The 19,308-nt window shown below is 47.3% G+C and carries 19 protein-coding genes; 6 read left to right on the top strand and 13 right to left on the bottom strand.

Annotated elements, in window-relative coordinates:
* Positions 1-11: 11 nt before the first annotated feature.
* Both BBR47_RS29105 and BBR47_RS29100 read right to left on the bottom strand, forming a co-directional pair.
* On the bottom strand, positions 12-650 hold the full coding sequence (locus BBR47_RS29105; RefSeq protein WP_015893992.1) for a GNAT family N-acetyltransferase: 639 nt from the start codon (positions 648-650) through the stop codon (positions 12-14).
* Positions 647-1,216 carry a hypothetical protein gene (locus BBR47_RS29100; RefSeq protein ID WP_015893991.1) on the bottom strand — a complete coding sequence of 190 codons (570 nt, stop codon included), beginning with the start codon at positions 1,214-1,216 and terminating at the stop codon, positions 647-649. The genes BBR47_RS29105 and BBR47_RS29100 overlap by 4 nt, the downstream gene beginning before the upstream one ends.
* Positions 1,217-1,373: 157 nt before the next feature.
* Between BBR47_RS29100 and BBR47_RS29095 the strand changes: the two genes are divergently transcribed.
* Both BBR47_RS29095 and ltrA read left to right on the top strand, forming a co-directional pair.
* Positions 1,374-1,970: a TetR/AcrR family transcriptional regulator gene (locus tag BBR47_RS29095; RefSeq protein ID WP_015893990.1), complete on the top strand. Its 597-nt coding sequence runs from the start codon at positions 1,374-1,376 to the stop codon at positions 1,968-1,970.
* Positions 1,971-2,575: 605 nt separating this feature from the next.
* Positions 2,576-3,838 (top strand): group II intron reverse transcriptase/maturase, encoded by a 1,263-nt coding sequence (gene ltrA / locus BBR47_RS29090; RefSeq protein ID WP_012684507.1) that lies wholly within the window; start codon positions 2,576-2,578, stop codon positions 3,836-3,838.
* 73 nt (positions 3,839-3,911) lie between these two features.
* Here the strand turns inward: ltrA and BBR47_RS29085 are convergent, their stop codons facing one another.
* From BBR47_RS29085 to BBR47_RS29045, 9 genes are all read right to left on the bottom strand, one after another.
* Entirely contained in the window at positions 3,912-4,541 is a 630-nt protein-coding gene (locus tag BBR47_RS29085) for a DUF1266 domain-containing protein (RefSeq protein WP_015893989.1), read from the bottom strand.
* 25 nt (positions 4,542-4,566) lie between these two features.
* Positions 4,567-6,456 (bottom strand): tetratricopeptide repeat protein, encoded by a 1,890-nt coding sequence (locus BBR47_RS29080; RefSeq protein ID WP_015893988.1) that lies wholly within the window; start codon positions 6,454-6,456, stop codon positions 4,567-4,569.
* A 206-nt stretch (positions 6,457-6,662) separates the two neighbouring features.
* Complete coding sequence (locus BBR47_RS29075) at positions 6,663-7,721, bottom strand: LLM class flavin-dependent oxidoreductase (protein WP_015893986.1); 1,059 nt, start codon at positions 7,719-7,721, stop codon at positions 6,663-6,665.
* Between the two features lie 15 nt (positions 7,722-7,736).
* Positions 7,737-8,678 carry a ring-cleaving dioxygenase gene (locus BBR47_RS29070; protein ID WP_015893985.1) on the bottom strand — a complete coding sequence of 314 codons (942 nt, stop codon included), beginning with the start codon at positions 8,676-8,678 and terminating at the stop codon, positions 7,737-7,739.
* A 51-nt stretch (positions 8,679-8,729) separates the two neighbouring features.
* Positions 8,730-9,173 (bottom strand): MarR family winged helix-turn-helix transcriptional regulator, encoded by a 444-nt coding sequence (locus BBR47_RS29065; RefSeq protein ID WP_015893984.1) that lies wholly within the window; start codon positions 9,171-9,173, stop codon positions 8,730-8,732.
* A 155-nt stretch (positions 9,174-9,328) separates the two neighbouring features.
* On the bottom strand, positions 9,329-10,201 hold the full coding sequence (locus BBR47_RS29060) for a LysR family transcriptional regulator (RefSeq protein WP_015893983.1): 873 nt from the start codon (positions 10,199-10,201) through the stop codon (positions 9,329-9,331).
* Between the two features lie 15 nt (positions 10,202-10,216).
* Complete coding sequence (locus tag BBR47_RS29055) at positions 10,217-11,425, bottom strand: MFS transporter (protein ID WP_041749732.1); 1,209 nt, start codon at positions 11,423-11,425, stop codon at positions 10,217-10,219.
* A 67-nt stretch (positions 11,426-11,492) separates the two neighbouring features.
* Positions 11,493-12,155, bottom strand: coding sequence for a type 1 glutamine amidotransferase domain-containing protein (locus BBR47_RS29050; protein ID WP_015893981.1), 663 nt, complete (start codon positions 12,153-12,155; stop codon positions 11,493-11,495).
* Between the two features lie 187 nt (positions 12,156-12,342).
* Complete coding sequence (locus tag BBR47_RS29045; RefSeq protein WP_015893980.1) at positions 12,343-13,527, bottom strand: serine hydrolase domain-containing protein; 1,185 nt, start codon at positions 13,525-13,527, stop codon at positions 12,343-12,345.
* 261 nt (positions 13,528-13,788) lie between these two features.
* Here BBR47_RS29045 and BBR47_RS29040 point away from each other — a divergent pair, with 261 nt between their 5' ends.
* Positions 13,789-15,579, top strand: a complete 1,791-nt coding sequence (locus BBR47_RS29040; RefSeq protein WP_015893979.1) for a helix-turn-helix transcriptional regulator — start codon at positions 13,789-13,791, stop codon at positions 15,577-15,579.
* Positions 15,580-15,608: 29 nt separating this feature from the next.
* Here the strand turns inward: BBR47_RS29040 and BBR47_RS31430 are convergent, their stop codons facing one another.
* Positions 15,609-15,767: a hypothetical protein gene (locus BBR47_RS31430; RefSeq protein ID WP_015893978.1), complete on the bottom strand. Its 159-nt coding sequence runs from the start codon at positions 15,765-15,767 to the stop codon at positions 15,609-15,611.
* A 62-nt stretch (positions 15,768-15,829) separates the two neighbouring features.
* Positions 15,830-16,420, bottom strand: coding sequence for a DJ-1/PfpI family protein (locus BBR47_RS29035; RefSeq protein WP_015893977.1), 591 nt, complete (start codon positions 16,418-16,420; stop codon positions 15,830-15,832).
* Between the two features lie 150 nt (positions 16,421-16,570).
* Between BBR47_RS29035 and BBR47_RS29030 the strand changes: the two genes are divergently transcribed.
* From BBR47_RS29030 to fba, 3 genes are all read left to right on the top strand, one after another.
* Positions 16,571-17,443 carry a LysR family transcriptional regulator gene (locus BBR47_RS29030; protein WP_015893976.1) on the top strand — a complete coding sequence of 291 codons (873 nt, stop codon included), beginning with the start codon at positions 16,571-16,573 and terminating at the stop codon, positions 17,441-17,443.
* A 187-nt stretch (positions 17,444-17,630) separates the two neighbouring features.
* Positions 17,631-18,410: a DeoR/GlpR family DNA-binding transcription regulator gene (locus BBR47_RS29025; protein ID WP_015893975.1), complete on the top strand. Its 780-nt coding sequence runs from the start codon at positions 17,631-17,633 to the stop codon at positions 18,408-18,410.
* Positions 18,411-18,443: 33 nt separating this feature from the next.
* A complete protein-coding gene (gene fba / locus BBR47_RS29020; RefSeq protein ID WP_015893974.1) occupies positions 18,444-19,307 on the top strand; it encodes a class II fructose-1,6-bisphosphate aldolase in 864 nt (287 codons plus the stop codon).
* Position 19,308: the final 1 nt, after the last annotated feature.

Raw genomic sequence — 19,308 nt, 5'->3', positions numbered from 1 at the left:
TATCCGTCATTCTATCGATTTTTTTGATAGACCATACAATACACAGGTATATCATCGATTTTGGTTTGTTCTTGTAACGTAAATCCGAGCTTTTGATACAAACCCACATTCTCTTTCTTTTCCGTATCCAGTGCGATTCCCTGCGATTCGTGGTCAGCCTCTATGGTTTGAAACAGGTGTTGCATCAGGGTTTTGCCGACTCCCTTGCCTTGAGCCTCCGGTTTTACGCCAATCATAATGAGGTAGTGATGATTCCATGGAGGAGCGGCAGAACGTGTGATGCGCATATAGGAATTAAGGAGTATCAGCGTTTTTCCAGAAAGTTGAAATACTAACGGGATCAATCTACCGATTAACAGGAGCCCCCCTTTTATATTCGAATGCTTGTTTGTTTGTGGTTTCTCGACGACGTAAGTGCCTAGCAAGCTGTCCTCGTCAAAAATGCCCCACACTTCCTCGTGAAACAGAAAGCTCTTATCAAACAGAAAAGATAGAAAGGCTGTAACGCTTTTTCTTGCTGTATGATCGAGCTCTGAATCCCCAAATACGTGCAAAAAGAAAGGATCACGCGAAAATGCCCTGCTCATGAGTGATACGAATGCGGGTTTATCCGACTTTGTGAGTTTGGAAAGGCGGTAGGAAGTCTTCATTTTTCTGTACCTGTGTCATCGATTACTTTCCCATAATGATTGACAGCAAAGCTAAATAAGACTTTTACCATAAAGAATAAGCAGGTGATCAACAGAAACGGATGCATCCCCGGGAGCAATGGTATCCAGCCAAGGCCAACGGACAGGAGAATGCCTGCGACAAACAGCTGCGAACGATTCCCAAAAAGAGCATTCACAGCAAAAGCTCCTACAATCGTATAAGCCCATACCCCTATGGAATACGCGAGGTTTTGTTGTAAGAGAAGGGCAACCAGGATGATATGGACGTGAATGGCAATGAAGACGATGCGATTTTTTTTACGTGCGGCATAAAAATTGCTGGTTGAGATCGTAAAATTAGCTAGGCAGCCAGAAAATATATCGAATACAAGCAACAGTGCCAGCGTGCTGCGCCAAATGGGCAAGCTCTCCGTGAGTTCTGGGAATCGCAAATAGAGAGCAGTGGTCAGCACTCCGCCGAACAGCAGGATGGCTGCGATCGAGCCAATGCTCTGCTTTTCACCGAAGACGTCATGCAAAAAAGCGGGGATCCGTATTTGTTTCATGATAAATTCACTCCTATCCCTTAAAAATATGTAGTGAATATACTTATTTACTACAAAATAATTATAACTATCAAAACCACCCCATTTCAATCATTTTGTAGTTAATTTATTGAAATACTCTAAAACCTGAACTACACTACAGAAAGAGGTGGAGAAGATGAATGGATTCGAACGACGAAAACAGAACAAAATCGATCAAATATACAGCGCCGCTTTTCAATTGTTCTCCAAGCATGGCTTCCAAAAAGTCAGCGTAAATGAAATTGCGCAGAACGCGAAGGTTTCTCCGGCGACCATTTATAACTACTTTGGGACAAAAGAACAGCTCTACGCGGACATGCTAATGAACTGGATGGACAAGCAGTTGGAGCAGTACGAGAGGATTCTCGATTCGGGGAGTTCTTTTCCTGAAAAGACAAAGGACATCATGCTGTTGGAATCCAAGAATTTGCATACCCTCACGGACGAGCTTCAGAACGCCCCCTTTTCTGAACTAAGTGGTTTGCTGCAACGAATCGAAAGTGAATACGAGCAAAAAATCAGGCATTTTTTTACGAAGTTTGTCGCGCTTGGGAAGCAGGAAGGTTATATTCAGGGTGATCTGACAGAAGAAATGATGATGATGTACTTTACGATGTACAAAAATGAGCTGGGACGTCATTGGGAAGCATCGGATCGTGAGCGAGTAACGCTAAGTATGGAGCAATGGGTGGATATGTTTTTCTTTGGGCTGGTGGGGCAGAAGCAGAAGTAGGACGAAAGTAAAAAAGCTCTTCACCCAAAATGGGAAGAGCTTTTTCTTTCAGTGCGCCCAGCATGGGCGATAACTCTAGGGTGTAAGTCCCGAACGGGGGTTGGCTGTACCAACCGTTAGCTCAAGGCAAGGGTGTCTACCGTGAGGTGGAATCTGGAGGAAGCCGGCGGCAAAGTCCCGACCTGAGGTACACGAATCCAATTTGAGGCTGTTGTATTCGGGCGAGTCTGCTGAACAAGACGAAGCCCTATACAGCCAAGGAATACAGCAGTAAACTTGGGCAGGTACATGGGATGAAAGTTATCGCTCTTACCTGGGGAGGTCTGCATGAAGTGCCTTCAAATGTTGGTAACCGTCTCCGTAAGGAGTCGCTGAACATGCAGAAGTCAGCAGAAGCCATAGTACCCAAATAAAGGACGCTTGAACGGGGAAGGGCTGAACATTAAGTCAACACATCCGCTAATCACTTTCGTGATCATACTGTGAAGCAGAATTCCGTAAGGAACTACTCTTGGAGAATAAGGGTGAAGCCCTGAGGGTACAAGAGAGGGCTGAGTATTGACCGACAAGACTAGAAGGATGCGTGCGAAGGAAAGGGTATCGTCATGGAGTTGTTGGAGAAAGTCCTATCACGGGAAAATCTATTAGTGGCGCTCGAAAGAGTGGAGAGAAACAAAGGATCGGCGGGAATCGACAGTGTTTCAACCGAACAACTGCGCGATTATATCCGTGAACACTGGTTAACCATTAAAGAACAGATTATGAAAGGAACCTATAAACCTTCCCCTGTCCGCAGAGTCGAAATCCCGAAAACTGACGGAGGGGTAAGGTTATTAGGTATTCCTACCGTGATAGATCGCTTAATCCAACAAGCCATTCTCCAAGTTCTTACTCCCATATTCGATCCCCACTTTTCAGAATCGAGTTTCGGATTCCGACCGAATCGCAGTGCGCATGACGCTATGAGACAGGCACAATCTTATATTTCCGAAGGATATCGCTTTGTCGTAGATATGGACTTAGAGAAATTCTTCGACCGGGTAAATCACGATATTTTAATGAGTCGGGTTGCCCGAAAAGTAAAAGACAAAGCTTTGTTGAAACTTATTCGCGCATACTTACAAGCAGGCATCATGATCAATGGAGTCTGCCTCTCGGCAGTAGAAGGCACACCACAAGGTGGCCCGCTTAGTCCGTTATTGGCGAACATCCTGCTTGACGACTTGGATAAAGAGCTGGAAAAGAGAGGACATCGCTTTTGTAGATATGCAGACGATAGCAACATCTACGTGAAAACAAAGCGGGCGGGAGAACGGGTAAAAGAGAGTATCCAAAACTACTTGGAGAAGGTACTTAAGCTAAAAGTAAATGAGCAGAAAAGTGCAGTGGATCGACCTTGGAAACGTAAGTTCCTCGGTTTCAGTTTCACTAACGCAAAGCAAGCAAGGATTCGGCTTCATCCAAAATCACTTCTGAAGTTGAAAGAGAAAATCCGCTTCATCACAAATCCGGTATGGAGCATCTCTATGGATGAAAGGATTGGGAAGCTAAACCAGTATCTCATGGGATGGGTTGGATATTTCGCCCTTGCAGATGCAAAGAAAATTCTACAATCCATCGAAGAATGGATACGGCGCAGACTCCGACTTTGCTTGTGGTCTCAGTGGAAGCGAATAAAAACCCGATATCGAGAACTTCGTTCTCTGGGTTTATCACACGTCCAAGCAATAGAAATTGCAAACACCCGAAAGGGTGCGTGGCGTTCCACAAAGACTCCTCAAATACACAAAGCCCTCGGAGTTGCATACTGGCAACAACAAGGGCTGAAAAGTTTAGTACAACGATATTCTGTTCTTCGTCAAGCTTGATGAACCGCCGTATACCGGACGGTACGTACGGTGGTGTGAGAGGACGGGAGTTAGTCACTCCCTCCTACTCGATTTAAAGATCGGAAAAGTCTGTATGCCAATCCGTTTTTACAATCGAGCTGTGCTTGGAAACAAAGTAGCGGGTAAATTCCCACTCATTTTCGCGCAGGTAATCCAGCGATGTCTGAGCAGTCATAAATTGATAGCCAGCGATATATCCCGTGAAAAACTCGCCCCAATTGTTATAGGCTTGTTGGGTTTGTCGGGTGGCTTGTAGCTTAAACTGTCTCGCTTCTTCTTTGCTGATATAGCCGTAGTCCCCTTTCCGACGACTTAGAAAAGAAGCCCAGGTATAATCGTAGGCGGCTATCCCTTCTGCGGGCAGCCTACGCATATAAAATTGAACAACCTTCGCCTTGGCGATGCGTTCCTGGTCTGATTCCAAGGAGTCGATATATTCCTTTCGCCCTGACTCCGATAAGGCAGTCATGAAATGGTGAAGCCGGGCAAACTCTTTTCGCTCCCCTTCTTGCAGCATCCATGTCAATCTGGATCTCTGGCTTGTTGCGTCCTTCATACCCCATTTGGTGTAGTTATCCTTTATATCTATTAAACGAGTTCCAGCTCCGATCGTAATGGCCGCATGCATACTGTGGGTAAATAGAGTAAATTGTTTTTCCTTCTTACTGGTAAAGATGAACATGTGTGAAAAGTTCACTCCTTGTTTTTCAGAATCGAGTGAGGAGGTATATCTTGTAAAGGGTACGAAAGAAGACGCGATACAAGAGCAGAAGAATGATCCCACAGAAAGCGGCGGAAAACGGCGGCCACGCGAGCTTATGCTGCTTCGCATCGATTAGATGATCGGTTACGAGAGATGTGGCATCGTATGTAGAATTAAGGCCAGGCTGTTGTAGAATCTCCTCTGCGTCATCCAGTACTTCTTTTGGCATTTCTTGTATCTTCCCCTGCACGATCTCAAGCGTCTTGGTTTCATTCATCTTTACCGCTTGTTCTGCTGTAGCCAAGAGTATGACCGGTGCTCCATCCAAGTGGCCAATGTACGCCCAGGCTGAGGGGGCAACAGTAGAGCCTTTTTTGGCGACCGACATGTACGATTCATACGTAGTGGTGCTGTTTCCGTCTGCATCCTTTTGCTGATACTGAAAAATACCGAGAGGATGGGCATCCGTTATCCTGGTAGTGATGAATTGGTCAGGCTCCATTCGGTCGAATTCGTATGCCGATGTGATGTGGAGAGGTCCATTCACAACATGCTTAACGTAGGAGATGGGCCCCAATCCCGTATGATCCTCAAACGCCCCTGAGAAAAGAGAATGGAAAAGCACGATGAGGGCAAGGACCACCGTTGTGTAGATTACTTGAAAGCGAAGAGCTTGCTTCGTTTGTTTGTGCAGGCCTTTTCGTTCTCCCAGCTCAGCAATCAGCGGTTGCAAGGCAAGGTCCCGTTCTTTTGCTGGCAGATTCTTCGCCTGCTTTACCATGTCTGCACGAAGCTGCGTGAGCATGATAAGCGCCTGATAGTCGTGTGGATTGGCTGCCAATAGCTGCTGAAAAGTGGCTTTGGCCAAAGCGGCGTCACCCAGCTCCAATTGACATTTTCCAAGCAGGCTGAGTGCTTCTGCGTGGTTTGGGACTTGCGATAAGATGTATTCACATTCATTCAGAGCCTCGGTGAAGTGCTGATGATTGTACCAGATATAGGCTCGAGCCACGTAGTTGTCGATAGTGTCAGGCTGAAGGCTGATGATACGGGAAAAAGCGTCTATCGCACCATCCATGTCGCCGATGCGCTGGCAATACTCCCCCAGCAGTCGAAGCAAATCGGGATCATCGGCAAATAAAGCAATAGCCGCGTTGAGTGAGGGGTTAGCAAGCTCCAGTTGATTTTCTTTCAATGCTTGATAAGCTGTATCGCGATAAGATAGAAATAAATCGTGATCGATATCGGTTGCTTGTAGTAAAGTGTCAAAACGCAATCCGGGCTCGTCTAGCTGTTTTCGATAATAAGCACAAAATTCTTCCGAATGCTCGTCCATATAGTAAGGTTTTTCAATGAGTTCTCGCCAATGAAAGCATTCCTCGAGCTTCACCCACACGCTTTTTGGCAAATGATGATGCTCTTCTAAAAAGTCAAACAGGCGCTCACGTACAAATCGACCCTGTTGGATATCCCAAACCAGATCAGAATGAAGCAGTCTCGTCCAGTTTTCGGGATTGATTCTAGCGGGAAAGTCGTCGTACAAAGCTTGTACCTGCTCTATAAAATTGTCGATTGAGTCCACCTGATGATCATTACGATCAAGTTGTTCGTGAACGTCGTCAATGGACAATACGCGCTTAACAGTCTGGGTGGGCACCACTTCTTCGACTTCCTCTTCGGCTGGTGAAGAAGGATCGACCAGAATTGGCTCCATCCGCGGTTTTCCCTGGCCCTGCTTCGCCATTTTAATAGCCAGATCGTATGCTTCTCGCAGTTGTTGGTAACCCTCTGGATCATCTTCCGGGTGATGCAGCCTTAGCTTTTTCGCATAGGCTTTTTTTATCGTCGAAATATCTTCGGTAGGATCAATGTCCAGTATCCTCCAAATATTCACAAGTCGTCACGCCACCTTTTACGTGTGATTCATCTGTTGCTTCATGATTATAATCCACTGCGGATAATTTTAACTATCGTGGAAAAATAAAAAAGACGCAGATCTTCTTTCCTTGTGAGAAGAAGAGCTGCGTCTTGGAAGATTTCGCGAGTGTCTCTAATTTGAGATAACCGTCACTGAAGACGACGATTTTCATAGGCTTTTTACTACGATTTGGTGGTATGCTTTTTCACTTCTGGCAAGATTTTCGTTGCGATCAGTTCAATGTTTTTCGCGATTTTATCAACAGGTACACCGCCGAAATCGATTTGTGCCATAAAGCGTTGTTGTCCGTACATTTCGTATTGGAAAAGCATTTTTTCGATGATGACGTCAGGGCTGCCTACCATTAATGCATCACGATAATCGACTGATTGTGCAAACTGTTGCTTCGGATAGCCACCGCCACGCAATGCGATAAACCCACCATTTAGATGCGGATAGAACTCGCGAAGCGCATCCGAAGTTTTGTCGGCTGTATAAAACAAACTCGTTGTTGCTACTGGCAAGGTAGCTGGGTCAAAACCATTTTGCTTCGCAGCCTCTCGGTAAGCATCGACGGAGCCTTTGAAGTTGATGGCTGGACCTCCAAGTGTGGTCAGCATCATAGGCACGCCAGCTTGACCGGCTTTAATTGCGCTTGCAGGTGGTCCTCCTACTGCACGCCAGATGGGCAGACGTCCTTGTAAAGGCTGAGGCAGGATGGTAGCGTTTTGTAGCGGTGCACGGAACTGCCCTTCCCAGGTCACGCGATCCTCGTTATTTAGCTTGAGAAGAAGGTCCATCTTCTCTTCAAACAATTCCTCATAGTCGCGCACATCGTAGCCGAGGAGGCTATATGCTCCTACTCGGGAACCGCGTCCCGCAACAATTTCTGCCCGACCATTGGAGATCAGATCCAAGGTAGCAAAATCCTCATACACGCGGACCGGATCGGATGTGCTCAATACAGTGGCGGAGCTAGCGATTTTAATGTTCTTCGTAGCTTGTGCGATCGCACCCAGAATGACGGTATGCGCCTGCGTCGTAAAATACGTCTGGTGGCTTTCGCCGACAGCGAATACATCAAGTCCTGCTTCATCTGCCAGCTTGCTTGCCTCGATTAATTCCTTGATGCGCTGTTCAGGAGAAATCTTGGAGCCTGTGTGTGGATTCGGGACATGGTCGCCAATCGAATATAAGCCGAATTCAAGTCCCTTTTTGGCGTCGATACGATATTGTTCCATGTTGATTCACTCCTTTTAGTCTATCGGTGTCAATTTCGCTTCAATTTCTGCACGGCGTTCTTCGAGGAATGGAGGTAAGTCCAAAGCTTTTCCGAGCTCCTCGACATTTGAATCTGCTGTGAAGCCAGGACCGTCTGTTGCAATTTCGAACAAGATGCCGTTTGACTCACGGAAATACAAGCTTTTGAAGTAGAAGCGATCCACGATCCCTGTTGAGCGGAAACCGCGATTTCGAACGGCGTCATCCCAGTATTGCAGCTCGTCATCGTTGCTCACACGAATCGCCAAGTGATGAACGCTTCCTCGACCGGGTTTTTCAGGTGAGCCATCTTCCTGCTTGATGACAATTTCTCCAAAGGATTTCCCTGGGACGGATTGATAAATGGCTTCTTGTTCTGAGCGTGATACTTCGGTATAACCGAATGTATCTGTTAACAGATTGGCTAATTTGTCCAAGGAGCGGACGGTAATCTCAACCGTGCCGATTCCCAAGATGCGATGCTTTTCTTCGACCACGGATTCGTCCCATGGAGCCCAATTCGATGGAACTCCTTCGCCGTTGTTATTGATCAAAATCAGACGCAGGCCTTCCGGGTCTTCAAAATGTAAGGCATCGCGGCCAGCGTACTTGGTAATGTCGCCATGGTGAACATTTAGTTGCTCGAAGCGCTTTTTCCAAAAGGTCAAGCTCTCCAGTGACGGAACGAGCAGTCCGATTCGAGTGATCGCGTTCGTGCCGCGTACGGTTTTTCCTACCATCGGCATTTCAAAAAACGACAACTCTGTTCCGGCACCGCCTGTCAAATCTCCATAAAACAGGTGATACATCGACGGATCGTCTTGGTTGACGGTTTTCTTCACTCTGCGCAGTCCCAATACGTTTTGGTAAAAGTGATTATTCGATGGAGCATGTTTGGTTAACATAGATACATGGTGATGGCCTGGAATGGTGTGCATGGCAGTTCCTCCTCGTTTAACTTGACTAATCAAGTGAATGATTAAAAAAAATTACTCAGGCGGTAATTCCTTTTTTTGGCTATGCTTATGGACGCGTGTCATTAGGGAGTAAAGCGTTTTTTGTTCTTCTTCACTTAGTACCTCATCAAAGAATGACGACTGAAACGCTAGTTGTTCAGGAAAGGCTTGTTCCAGTACGGCTTCCCCTTTTTCGGTAAGGCTGATCGTTTTCGTTTTCCAATCCTGCTTGCGTACAATGTAGCCCTCTTTTTCAAGTCTTACGAGCATCCGGGAAATACCACCCTGTGTAACGGTTACCTTCTCAGCTAACTCCGACTGGGTGAGAGGCTGGTAGACGCTTATTTGCATCAGAACATCGAATTGCGCTGTTGTTAAGTCGAAGCGTTTGAGAAACTCATTTGACAGCTGGTTGCTTTGGGTGGTAAACCGCATCAAGCGTAACCAGATTAATGAGCCGATGGTGTTATTACGCATGTTAGTTTGCCTCCCTTCGCTGAGCTTATTATCACTTTACTACTCAATTGATAAAAAGGCAAGCGTTTCGTTTGTCTGAAGAAAAGAGATAAAAAGAAGGCTGTTATCCAGGAAAGGACGACAGCCTTGTTTTCTAGCTTGGACGAAAGTGTAGATTAAACCGCCTTTTTCAGCGCTTCAATCAATGTTTTCAAATGAGGCAGATTCCGGTTTTTCACCTGGTAGGCCAAGTATAGGTCATTATGAACCGTATAGGACGGGTACATGATCTTTACTTTGTTTCTGGATAAATGGTCATCCAGCATGAACGTAGGCAACAGGCTGATGCCTGCGCCGTGCTCAATAGCCTTCAGTACACCGTGCAAATCGGGTACGACGTGTGTCGGATGCGTTTGTGGACGCTTTTGGAAATGCTCGCGCCAAAAACGGCGGATGATCGGCAAATCCAAATCATAGCTGATCCATGGCTGGGAGCATAACCACGCTTCAAAAGAATCCTTGTCGTCAAACGTTGGTTCCCCGAAATCGGGAGGTGCCACCAAAGCAAATTCCTCTTGCATGTACGGAATATATTCGACGCCTGGCGCGGAAAGCTTTTGCGACATGACGATGAGGTCTACTTTTTCCTCCAGCAGGAATTCGAGTATCTTCGAAGCGACACCGAGATAGGCGATGACACGCATTTGGAAGCTTCCGATGTGCGGAGCTAGCTTCTCCCGGAAGAACTCATGCGCCGATCCGATCCGAATAACGGGTAGAGCTGTAGCCGCGTTCGTCTTGAGAGTTTGCGTGGTTTCTTCCAAAGCTTCGATGAGCGGAACTACCTGTGTATAGAGCGCTTTTCCTCTCTCGGTAGGAATCATTTTTCGAGGAGCTCGTGTAAATAATGGCTCCCCAACCTCTGCTTCAAGGGAGGCCAGATGTTGGCTCATGGCTGGCTGTGTCATCATCCTCGTTCTGGCAGCCTCCGATACAGAGCTATGCTTATAGATGCTGATAAAGCTTCGGTACCATTCAAAGTCCACCATGTTGGCTATCCTTTCTTACCTGTGACGTTTCTGGTGCTGCGCTCCCCATATCGTAAACAAAATTCCGATGACCGTCACGAGTGAAGCGACCCAAGGAACGGCAGAAAGACCTCCTGCAAAGTTAAAATCGATCACGACGCCCCCAATATAGGCACCAAGCGCATTTCCCAGATTGAAGGCCGCGATGTTCAGTGTCGAGGCGAGCGTAGGTGCTTCCTTGGCTGTGTTCAGCATGTGGAGCTGCAAGCCAGGAACTGTACCAAATGCAGCAATCCCCAGAAGGAATACGGTTATCAAGGTGAGGATCTTATTTTGATCCGTAAAGCTGAACACGGCGAGAACGAGCGCCAGTGCGACAAGTATCCCGAGCAAGGAAGGAAACAGCCTGCGGTCTGCCAATTTTCCTCCGTAAATATTCCCGATCGTAATCCCTACGCCGAACAGGACGAGGATGTACGAAACAGAGCTAGGGGAAAAGTCCGTGATATCCACCAGGATTGGCGAAATGTACGTAAACGCAGTAAATACGCCACCAAATCCGAATACGGTCATCAAAAGCGCGATGTGAACTGCTGGGCGTTTGAGCACGCCGAGCTCTTGCCGCAGACTAGCTGTTGCACTGGTGACCTTCGGAACGAGCATAACGATTCCGATTAATGCAATGATCCCGATAATCGTGATCGCCCAGAAGGTAGAGCGCCAGCCGTACGCTTGCCCCAGAAATGTTCCAATCGGTACACCCAAAATATTGGCCAGTGTCAGTCCGGTAAACATGATCGCGATGGCACCCGCGCGTTTTTCCTTGGGAACCAGCTCAGCGGCAATGACCGAACCCACACCGAAAAACGATCCGTGAGTAAGAGCAGCCAGGATGCGAGCCAGCATCAGAACCGTATAGTTCGGTGCGAGAGCGGCTAACGCATTTCCCGCGATAAATAGAATCATAAGAAATAGCAAAAGTGCTTTGCGCGGCATTCTGTGTGTTGCCATCGTGATGATGGGAGCGCCGATAGCGACACCCAATGCATATCCGGTAATCAGGAATCCAGCCATCGGGATGGAAACGTTCAGACTGGTGGCCACTTCAGAGAGCAGCCCCATAATGATAAACTCTGTCATCCCGATCGCAAATGCTCCAAGAGTCAGAGCGTACAAGGCGAGAGTTGACCCTTTGCGAGTAGCCTGTGCCTGTTCATAGTGACGGGTCATATTTTCTGTTGCCACTGTAAGTAGCCCTCCTTTCGTTTAAAGAAAAGGCTGATATGTGTTTCGTCTATCAGCCTCACGTGTATTATTCACCTAATCTGCTTATTACTGCTTCTGTGACAGCGAGTGTAGATTGGGGATTTTGCCCAGTAATCAGGTTGCCGTCGACTTCTACATGGGTGCTCCAGTTTGGTGCCGCCACAAAAATGGCACAGAGATCGCGGATTTTGCTCTCCAAAAGGAACGGAAGGTAGGACCCCAAGCCTGTCGCTACTTCTTCTCTGTCAGTGAAAGCATTCACGCGCTTGCCTGCGACCAGCGGCTGACCATTTGACAAGGTCGCACCCACGAGCCCGGCAGGACCGTGGCAAACAGCGGCTACGATTTTTCCTGCTTCATAAAAATCTCGCAGTAATTGCTGGAGCTTTTGGTTATCTGGCAGGTCAAACATCGTGCCATGACCACCAGGAAGGAAAATGGCCTCGAAGCCGTCTGCTGTTACGTCATCCAGCTTGTTGGTGTTTTCCAGATGCTTGGCGGCGTCCAAGATTTCTTGAGGTGTTTGGTCGTCCACGCTGCCAGGGTCAATCGGACCAACTCCGCCCAATGGACTTGCTACGGTGACTTCAAAGCCTTTGTTTTCGAAGGCCAGATAAGCCTCCGCAAACTCGGACAGCCAGATTCCTGTCTTTTTGCCTTCCTGCATGTCTGTATGATTGGTGACTACCATCAAGATTTGTTTTGCCATCTATATTGCCTCCTGTATTTTTTGATTGGGGTACAGTTGATATTCTAAGGTCGAGTTATCGATAAAACAAATTATGTTTTAAAAGCATAACCATAAATAAATTTATAGATAATAATTGAATAGGAAAAAGGCTTATTGCTCTTGGATTTCCAAAAGCAAAAGCCTTCTATCATTTTTCCTTTTTAACTCAACGGCTAAATTCCTTTTCGAACATGGCTTTATTAGCGACGACAGGTTCTGGACCGACCGCATTGATGTTCGTCACCAAAATATCCTTCCCGCCTAAGGTACCACCCGCTAACGTTTCAAACCCATGTATGCCGCCTCCATGAGCCCAATAGGTCTTTCCGTTCGGCAGTGTCACCTCATAAAGTCCGAGTCCATATTTGCCAATAGGCGATTCCACACCTGTTGTCATCTGCTTCATCATCTCGTCACTTAATAGTTCCCCACTCAAAAGGGCACTAAAAAAGGTGGTCAAATCTTTCCCTGTCGAGATCAGTTCCCCCGCAGCATTCGCCCATGAAGGATTATACTCTGTGAAATCATACAGTTTACCTTCCTTATTCATGTTATAGCCTGTGGCATGCTGGCCCGGGATTTTTGGATTACTACCACTAAAGGAGGTATTTGTCATGTGAAGCGGGTCGAGGATCCGTTTCTTCATCTGCACATCGTATGTTTCTCCTGTCACCTTTTGAATAACAAGACCAGCTAGTACGGTATTTGTATTCGAATAGTCCCAGCCTGCCCCTGGTTGAAATACTGGCGGCTTAGCCAATCCCATACGTACAAGGTCATTAACGGTATATTGAGGGAATGAGGTAGCGTATCGCATGTCTGTACTCGTATAGCTTGCAATCCCGCTCGTTTGGTTCAATAACATACGAATCGTGACTTTGTTGCCATCATACCCATTACCCTTTACCACACCTGGGAGCCATTTTTCTACCGAGTCTTCCAGATTCAGCTTTTTCTCCTGAGCCAACTGTAAGACAAGGGTAGCAACAAACGCCTTTGTGACACTGCCAATACGGAAAGTAAAGTCTGGTTCCATCGGATTTTTATGATCGAGGTTGGCTACACCCGTTGCATAAGACCAGTATTCTCCGTCTCTTAACCCAGCAGCAATTATTCCAGGGATTGCCTCGCTTTTTGCTTTCTCATCAATGAAGTTCTTCATTTCTTCCCCATGTTTTTGAGCTGCTTGATCCGGGGTGGATGGTTTTTTTGTATGATCCGTTTCCTGTTGTTGCGTGATTGCCTGATCCACACTTGCTTCCGCACAACCGTAAGTAGGAAGTATTAGTGTCCCTATTAATAGTGCAGATAACGTAAGGGACGCTCCTTTTTGCATAGGGAATGGTTTCATTTCTCATCGCTCCTGTAAGTTGAAATGTGTTGTCTTTACACATCCACCTTATTCTCAGGGCTGTAAAATCACATAGTGACAATACCGTTCGATCTATATATGACATCGTGTTAACTGATCATATTTACGGCATGATAGAATGTCATAAAGGCTATATGACACGGCGCATTTTTCTTGACGGATCGGGAATTGGTGAGGCATGATGAGTCAGAAACATTCGGGAAATTCCTTACCATTCAAATGAGCAGGAGTACATGAAAAATGTTATTCAACATAAAAAAATGGTTCTGGTACAATTGGGTGATTTTTGCCTTACGAACGATTTGGCTAGTCATCATCGTCATCGCAGATATTATGTATCCGGCAATGATAGCCGTTCCGTTCGGAGTCATCATCCTTATTGCCCTTTTGGTTTATGCCATTCCATTGATCGTTCAATATAGAAAAGAAGATTGGTATCTGGCAGTCGAAGTCGTAATGACAGGCTTTTCTTATCTATTTGTGGCTTTTGTAGCGCCTGGATTGACTTGGCCTTTCGTTTTACTAGTAATCATTATTGGTGTGGCCAGTAGTCGCCGAACGTATATGTGGACGGGAATCTCTAGTGGGATTATTTTTCCGGTTTTAAACGGGTTGATTACCAATCGTCCCCCGTACGAATTCATGTTTAGTTGCAGCTTTGGTTTTGCGATTGGGATGGCATTTAGCATATTAATTGAGTCTCATAAGCAAGGTCGTATCATTCAAGAACAGAAGGGATTATTGGAGCAGCATATTAAGCAAATCGAGGAGCTGACACTGATCGAGGAACGTAATCGGCTGTCACATGAGTTACATGACACGATTGGCCATTCGCTAACCTCTCTGATTGTTGGCGTTGAGTCGCTCCGATCCTCGGTTCCTGATTCACAGGTCGAACGAGTTGATAAACTTGTCTCCATAGCACAGGGCAGCCTGGATGATATCAGAAAGCATTTGCATCAGCTTTCTCATGCTCGTGCTCGGTTCAACCAGTCATTAAGTGAGGCGTTCCTGGAACTGACGGGAGACTTTATGAAGTCAACAGGTGTAACGGTCAACTTCCGTGTGATCGGCAGTGAGACGCTCGTTATGCAAAAAATGAGTATTTGTCTATATCGTTGCCTGCAAGAATCGCTCACAAATGCGGTTCGTCACGGCCAAGCAAGTGTGATAGCTGTTGATCTGTATTTCGAAAGTCAGCAACTTCGTTTACAAATTGAAGATAATGGAAACGGACTAGAGTCCATCGAATTCGGCTTAGGACTAAAGGGAATAAAAGAACGGCTTGAGCAACAGCAAGGTACGCTGTCCGTTCATTCACAATCGGGGCAAGGAACCGTTGTCATTTGGAATGTTCCCATACAGGCAGAAGCTGGAAAGGGAAGTATCCGCCTGCTTATTGTTGATGATCAGGTGATGATTGCCGACAGCTTACAGCAAATTTTAAGCCAGCAGGACAACTTTATCGTTGTGGGTACAGCGAGTGATGGGCAAGAAGCTTTAGAACAGTGTGAGCGACACCAGCCGGATATCGTGTTAATGGACGTGCACATGCAAGGGATGAACGGACTGGAGGCCATCCTTCAAATGAAAGAACGCTGGCCGAACATGAAGATTGTGGTCATGACAACGTTCGAGGATTCGGTACAGGCAGCATCAGCGTTGGAGCACGGGGCGGAAGGATATATGCTGAAGTCTACTCGTCCAAAAGAGATGATGGAAGCGCTGAAGCTCATCTATAGCGGGGGAACGTGGCTTGATCAGTTGATCGCTACGCGCGTATTCGAAGAGATGAAGCGCCAACGTGAGCAATTAGAGAAGTACAGCCCGAATGATCCGTATGGATTGACGAAACGGGAAAGGGAGATTTTACAGCTTTTATCGGATGGGCTTCGCTACAAATCGATTGCCACCAAACTATATTTATCGGAGGGAACGGTACGGAATTACTGTTCCACTCTTTACTCGAAGCTCGGTGTCAGCAACCGGGAAGAAGCAATTGAGCTGGCGAGAACCGAGAATATCCTATAGATGACAAAAAGACGGGAGAAATCCCGTCTTTACTCTTCCGGCGTTCGATCCAGGAACAGCCGCGTTACCTTTGTGTAATCCCCTTTTTCCACTTCTGTTTCCGTCGCCTTTTCTTCCAAAGGATCATGACCGTACATGCTTGGCGCTACTGTTGGCTCGTGCTCGGCAGAACCTTGCTTTTTCTCCATGATTCACCACTCCTTTTGCCAGTAGGGTGTGATGGATAAAGCGTTCTTATTCTCACACTCGGTTATACAAGAAACCCCATCAAGCGTTTCACGTGGTCGGTGTTTTCGCGGGATGTCAGCGACTCCAGCAAGGTGAATGCCACATCAAAAGCGGTCGATGGATTGTAAGAGGTGATGATATTGTTGTCGATGACGATGGATTGGTCAGGGATGACATTGGCGCCCATCGCAGCTAGTTGCTTTTGCCGCAACTGGTTGTTCAGGTTGTAGGTCGTTGCGTTTCGTCCTTGCAAAATCCCGCTTTTCCCGAGGGGCAATGCGCCAACGCAGATGGAGGCGATCACTTTGCCTTGCTTTTCAAATTCACGTATGAAAGCGAGAACGTCCTCGCGATAAGCATCTTCATAAAACCCCGCCTGCTCAAAACCGCCAGGCAGTGCCAGTGCATCGAAGTCATTTACATCCGCATCGTCGATCACCATTTCGGGGATCACGGTAAAATTCCACGTGCATTTCAACTCCTTGCGCGTGCCCACCGTCACCAGCTCTGTTGTTCCGTCGCCCTCTTCCTTGTTCCAGCCGATTACGTCTGTAAATACGCTAGCCTCTACTGCCTCAAAGCCATTCGGTAATAACAAGCACACTTTTTTCATCGAAAATCAGCTCCCCTGTTCGAATCGTTCAAGCCGTACCGGTACTTACCAAGAATCATATGCTATCATTAGTTATTAGTAAAAATGAAAGTTCTGAAGATGATCTTCAGGATTTCTAATAATAAAACATGCGGGCAAGGGGGAGCGAGGATGGAGATTCGCCAGTTTCAAACCTTTAAGGCAGTCGTCGATTTCAACAGCTTTACGAAGGCGGCACAAGCGCTGCAATATTCACAGGCGACGATTACCTCCCATATTCAACAGCTGGAAGAAGAGATGGGTGTCCCTCTGTTTGATCGACTGGGAAAGAAGATTCAGTTAACCGCCTATGGCCGGGAGCTGTACACGTATGTCGAGGAGCTGCTGGTTTCCTATGCCAAGATCAAGGATATATCGGCGAATGAGCAATCGTTGCAAGGTGAGTTACGGATCGGTGCCTCGGAGACGATTACGATCTATCGGCTGGGTGACATTTTGTCCAAGTACAGAGCGAGCTACCCGGGGGTGAATATTTCATTTGTAATGGACGACTGTAGTCGACTGCGGGAAAAGCTGCATGATGGTCTATTGGATATCGTGATCACGCTGGAGCCAAAGCTCGATGATCCGAATCTGGTCGTGGAGCTGTTCTCTACCGAGCGACTGGTTTTTATCGGTGGGCGCGATCATTCGTTTGAAAAAATAGAGGATGCTGGCGAGGAATGTATGATTTTCAGCGGAGAGCATTGTGCTCTGCGGCGGTTTTTCCTACGCTTCTTGGAAAAAAGGGAGATCAAGCCGAAGCATCACCTGGAATTCTCCAGTATGGAAGCGATCAAGCAGAGTGTGGCGAACGGGCTAGGCGTGAGCTTGATGCCGTATATTAGCGTCGAAGCCTTGTTGAATGAGCAAAAAGTGAAAATGATAGCGTGCGAGGAAGAGCTGTTGTTCTATGCGCAAATTGCCTACCATAAAAACAAATGGCTTTCACGTGCGCATAAGAAGTTTATTGATCTCATGCTGGAAAGTCGAGATATCGGGTAAAGAGGCAACCAACCAACCAGCCTGTTTTGGTCGAGAACCAGAGCAGGTTGGTTTTATTTTTGGAAAATTTCATAAGTTGTTTGACATTCGTTTTTCTACAATGCTAAGATCGAAATGAAAGTAAACGAAAGGTAATTAGAAATAAAACGAAACTATATATTTTAATATCGTAAGGAAGTGAAGTCATATGCTGGCAGCCGAACGGCACAACAAAATCCTCGAACAATTGAAAGCAGAACAGAGCGTAACCGTCAGCCAATTGAGTCTGGCGCTGGATGTGTCGGAAGTAACGATCCGAAAAGATTTGATCAAGCTCGAAAACGATGGTCTGCTGACGCGCATTCATGGAGGCGCGACGATTACGAATTTCTTGCCATTGGAGCGCAGTTTTACAGAGAAGCTGGAAGAGAGAAGTGAAGAAAAGCAAGCGATTGCCCATCAGGCGCTATCGCACATACAGCCGGGGGACACGGTTATTCTCGGGGCAGGGACCACGATGATGGAGCTCGCCAAGCTGCTGCGCGGCCTGAATGATCTGACGGTCGTGACGAATGCGGTCAACATCGCGATGGAGCTGAACAGTCAAGGTAAGCATCACGTCATCTTGATCGGTGGAGAGATGCGCCACAAATCCTTTGCGCTCGTTGGTTCTGTCGCAGCGGACAATTTGCGAGGACTTTCTGTATTCAAATGCTTTATCGGAGCAGATGGAATTCATCCGGAAAATGGACTGACGACGCTCAATCTGGCCGAAGCGCAAATTAACCAAGTCATGATGGAACGCGCCAGAAAAGTCTATGTGCTCGCTGACCATAGCAAGTTCGGAGAGACGCATTTGGCAAAATTCGCCGGGGTGTCCGATGTCGATCGGATTATTACGGATGCGGCGGCACAGCATCTTGTCAGTAAGTATGCGGAGCTGGGCATCAACCTGGAGCTGGCGAGCTTGCAGGTTGTGAGCAGGTAACTACCAGATCAGAAAGGAAGCGGAGGGATCGATATGGCGTTGGTATCATCGACACAGATGCTGCGCACAGCAAGGGAGCAAGGATATTGTGTGGGGGCATTCAACGTACACACGATGGAAATGCTCCAAGCAGTAGTGGAGGCGGCTTGCGAAGCAAACGCACCGCTCATTTTACAGACTACAGTCGGTACGGTCCGGCATCTCGGACCGGAGTATGTAGCAGCAATTGCCCGGGTAGCCTCAGAGGAGGCCCGGGTGCCGATTGCCCTGCATTTGGATCATTGTCATGAAGAGGAACTGATTATGCGATGTATCGAAGCGGGTTACACATCGGTCATGATTGATGCATCGATGCATCCTTTTGCGGAAAATGTGGAGATGACGCGGCGTGTAGTGGAGCTGGCTCGGGAGCGCGGTGTCAATGTGGAGGCAGAGCTCGGCAAGGTCGGGGGTGTGGAGGACGATCTTGTCGTCGATGATGCAGATGCTGCACTGGCTGACCCGATCGAGTGCGAGAGATTTATCGAGTTGACTGGCGTGAATACGTTGGCACCGGCGATTGGTACGGCTCACGGGATTTACAAGGGGGAGCCGCGCATTGATTTTGCTCGCATCGAGGAGATTGCCCGTCGTGTTTCTGTACCACTCGTGTTGCACGGCGGCTCGGGAATTCCCGAGGAGCAGGTGAAGCGGGCGGTTCAGCTCGGCATGGCAAAAATGAACGTAGCGACAGAGCTGCGTATCGCGTTTTCGCAAGCGATCAAGGGCGTTTTTGACAACAACCCGCAGGAAAACGACCCGCGCACCTATATGAAGCAGGCCAAGCAGGCGGTCAAAGAAGTCGCGCTCGCCAAGATGGAGATGTGTGGTTGTATCGGAAAAGCGAATGTACGTTAAC

Origin of the sequence: Brevibacillus brevis NBRC 100599, from assembly GCF_000010165.1 — a bacterium.
In the GTDB taxonomy this organism is placed as follows: domain Bacteria; phylum Bacillota; class Bacilli; order Brevibacillales; family Brevibacillaceae; genus Brevibacillus; species Brevibacillus brevis_D.
This window is presented reverse-complemented; position numbering and strand designations above follow the sequence as displayed.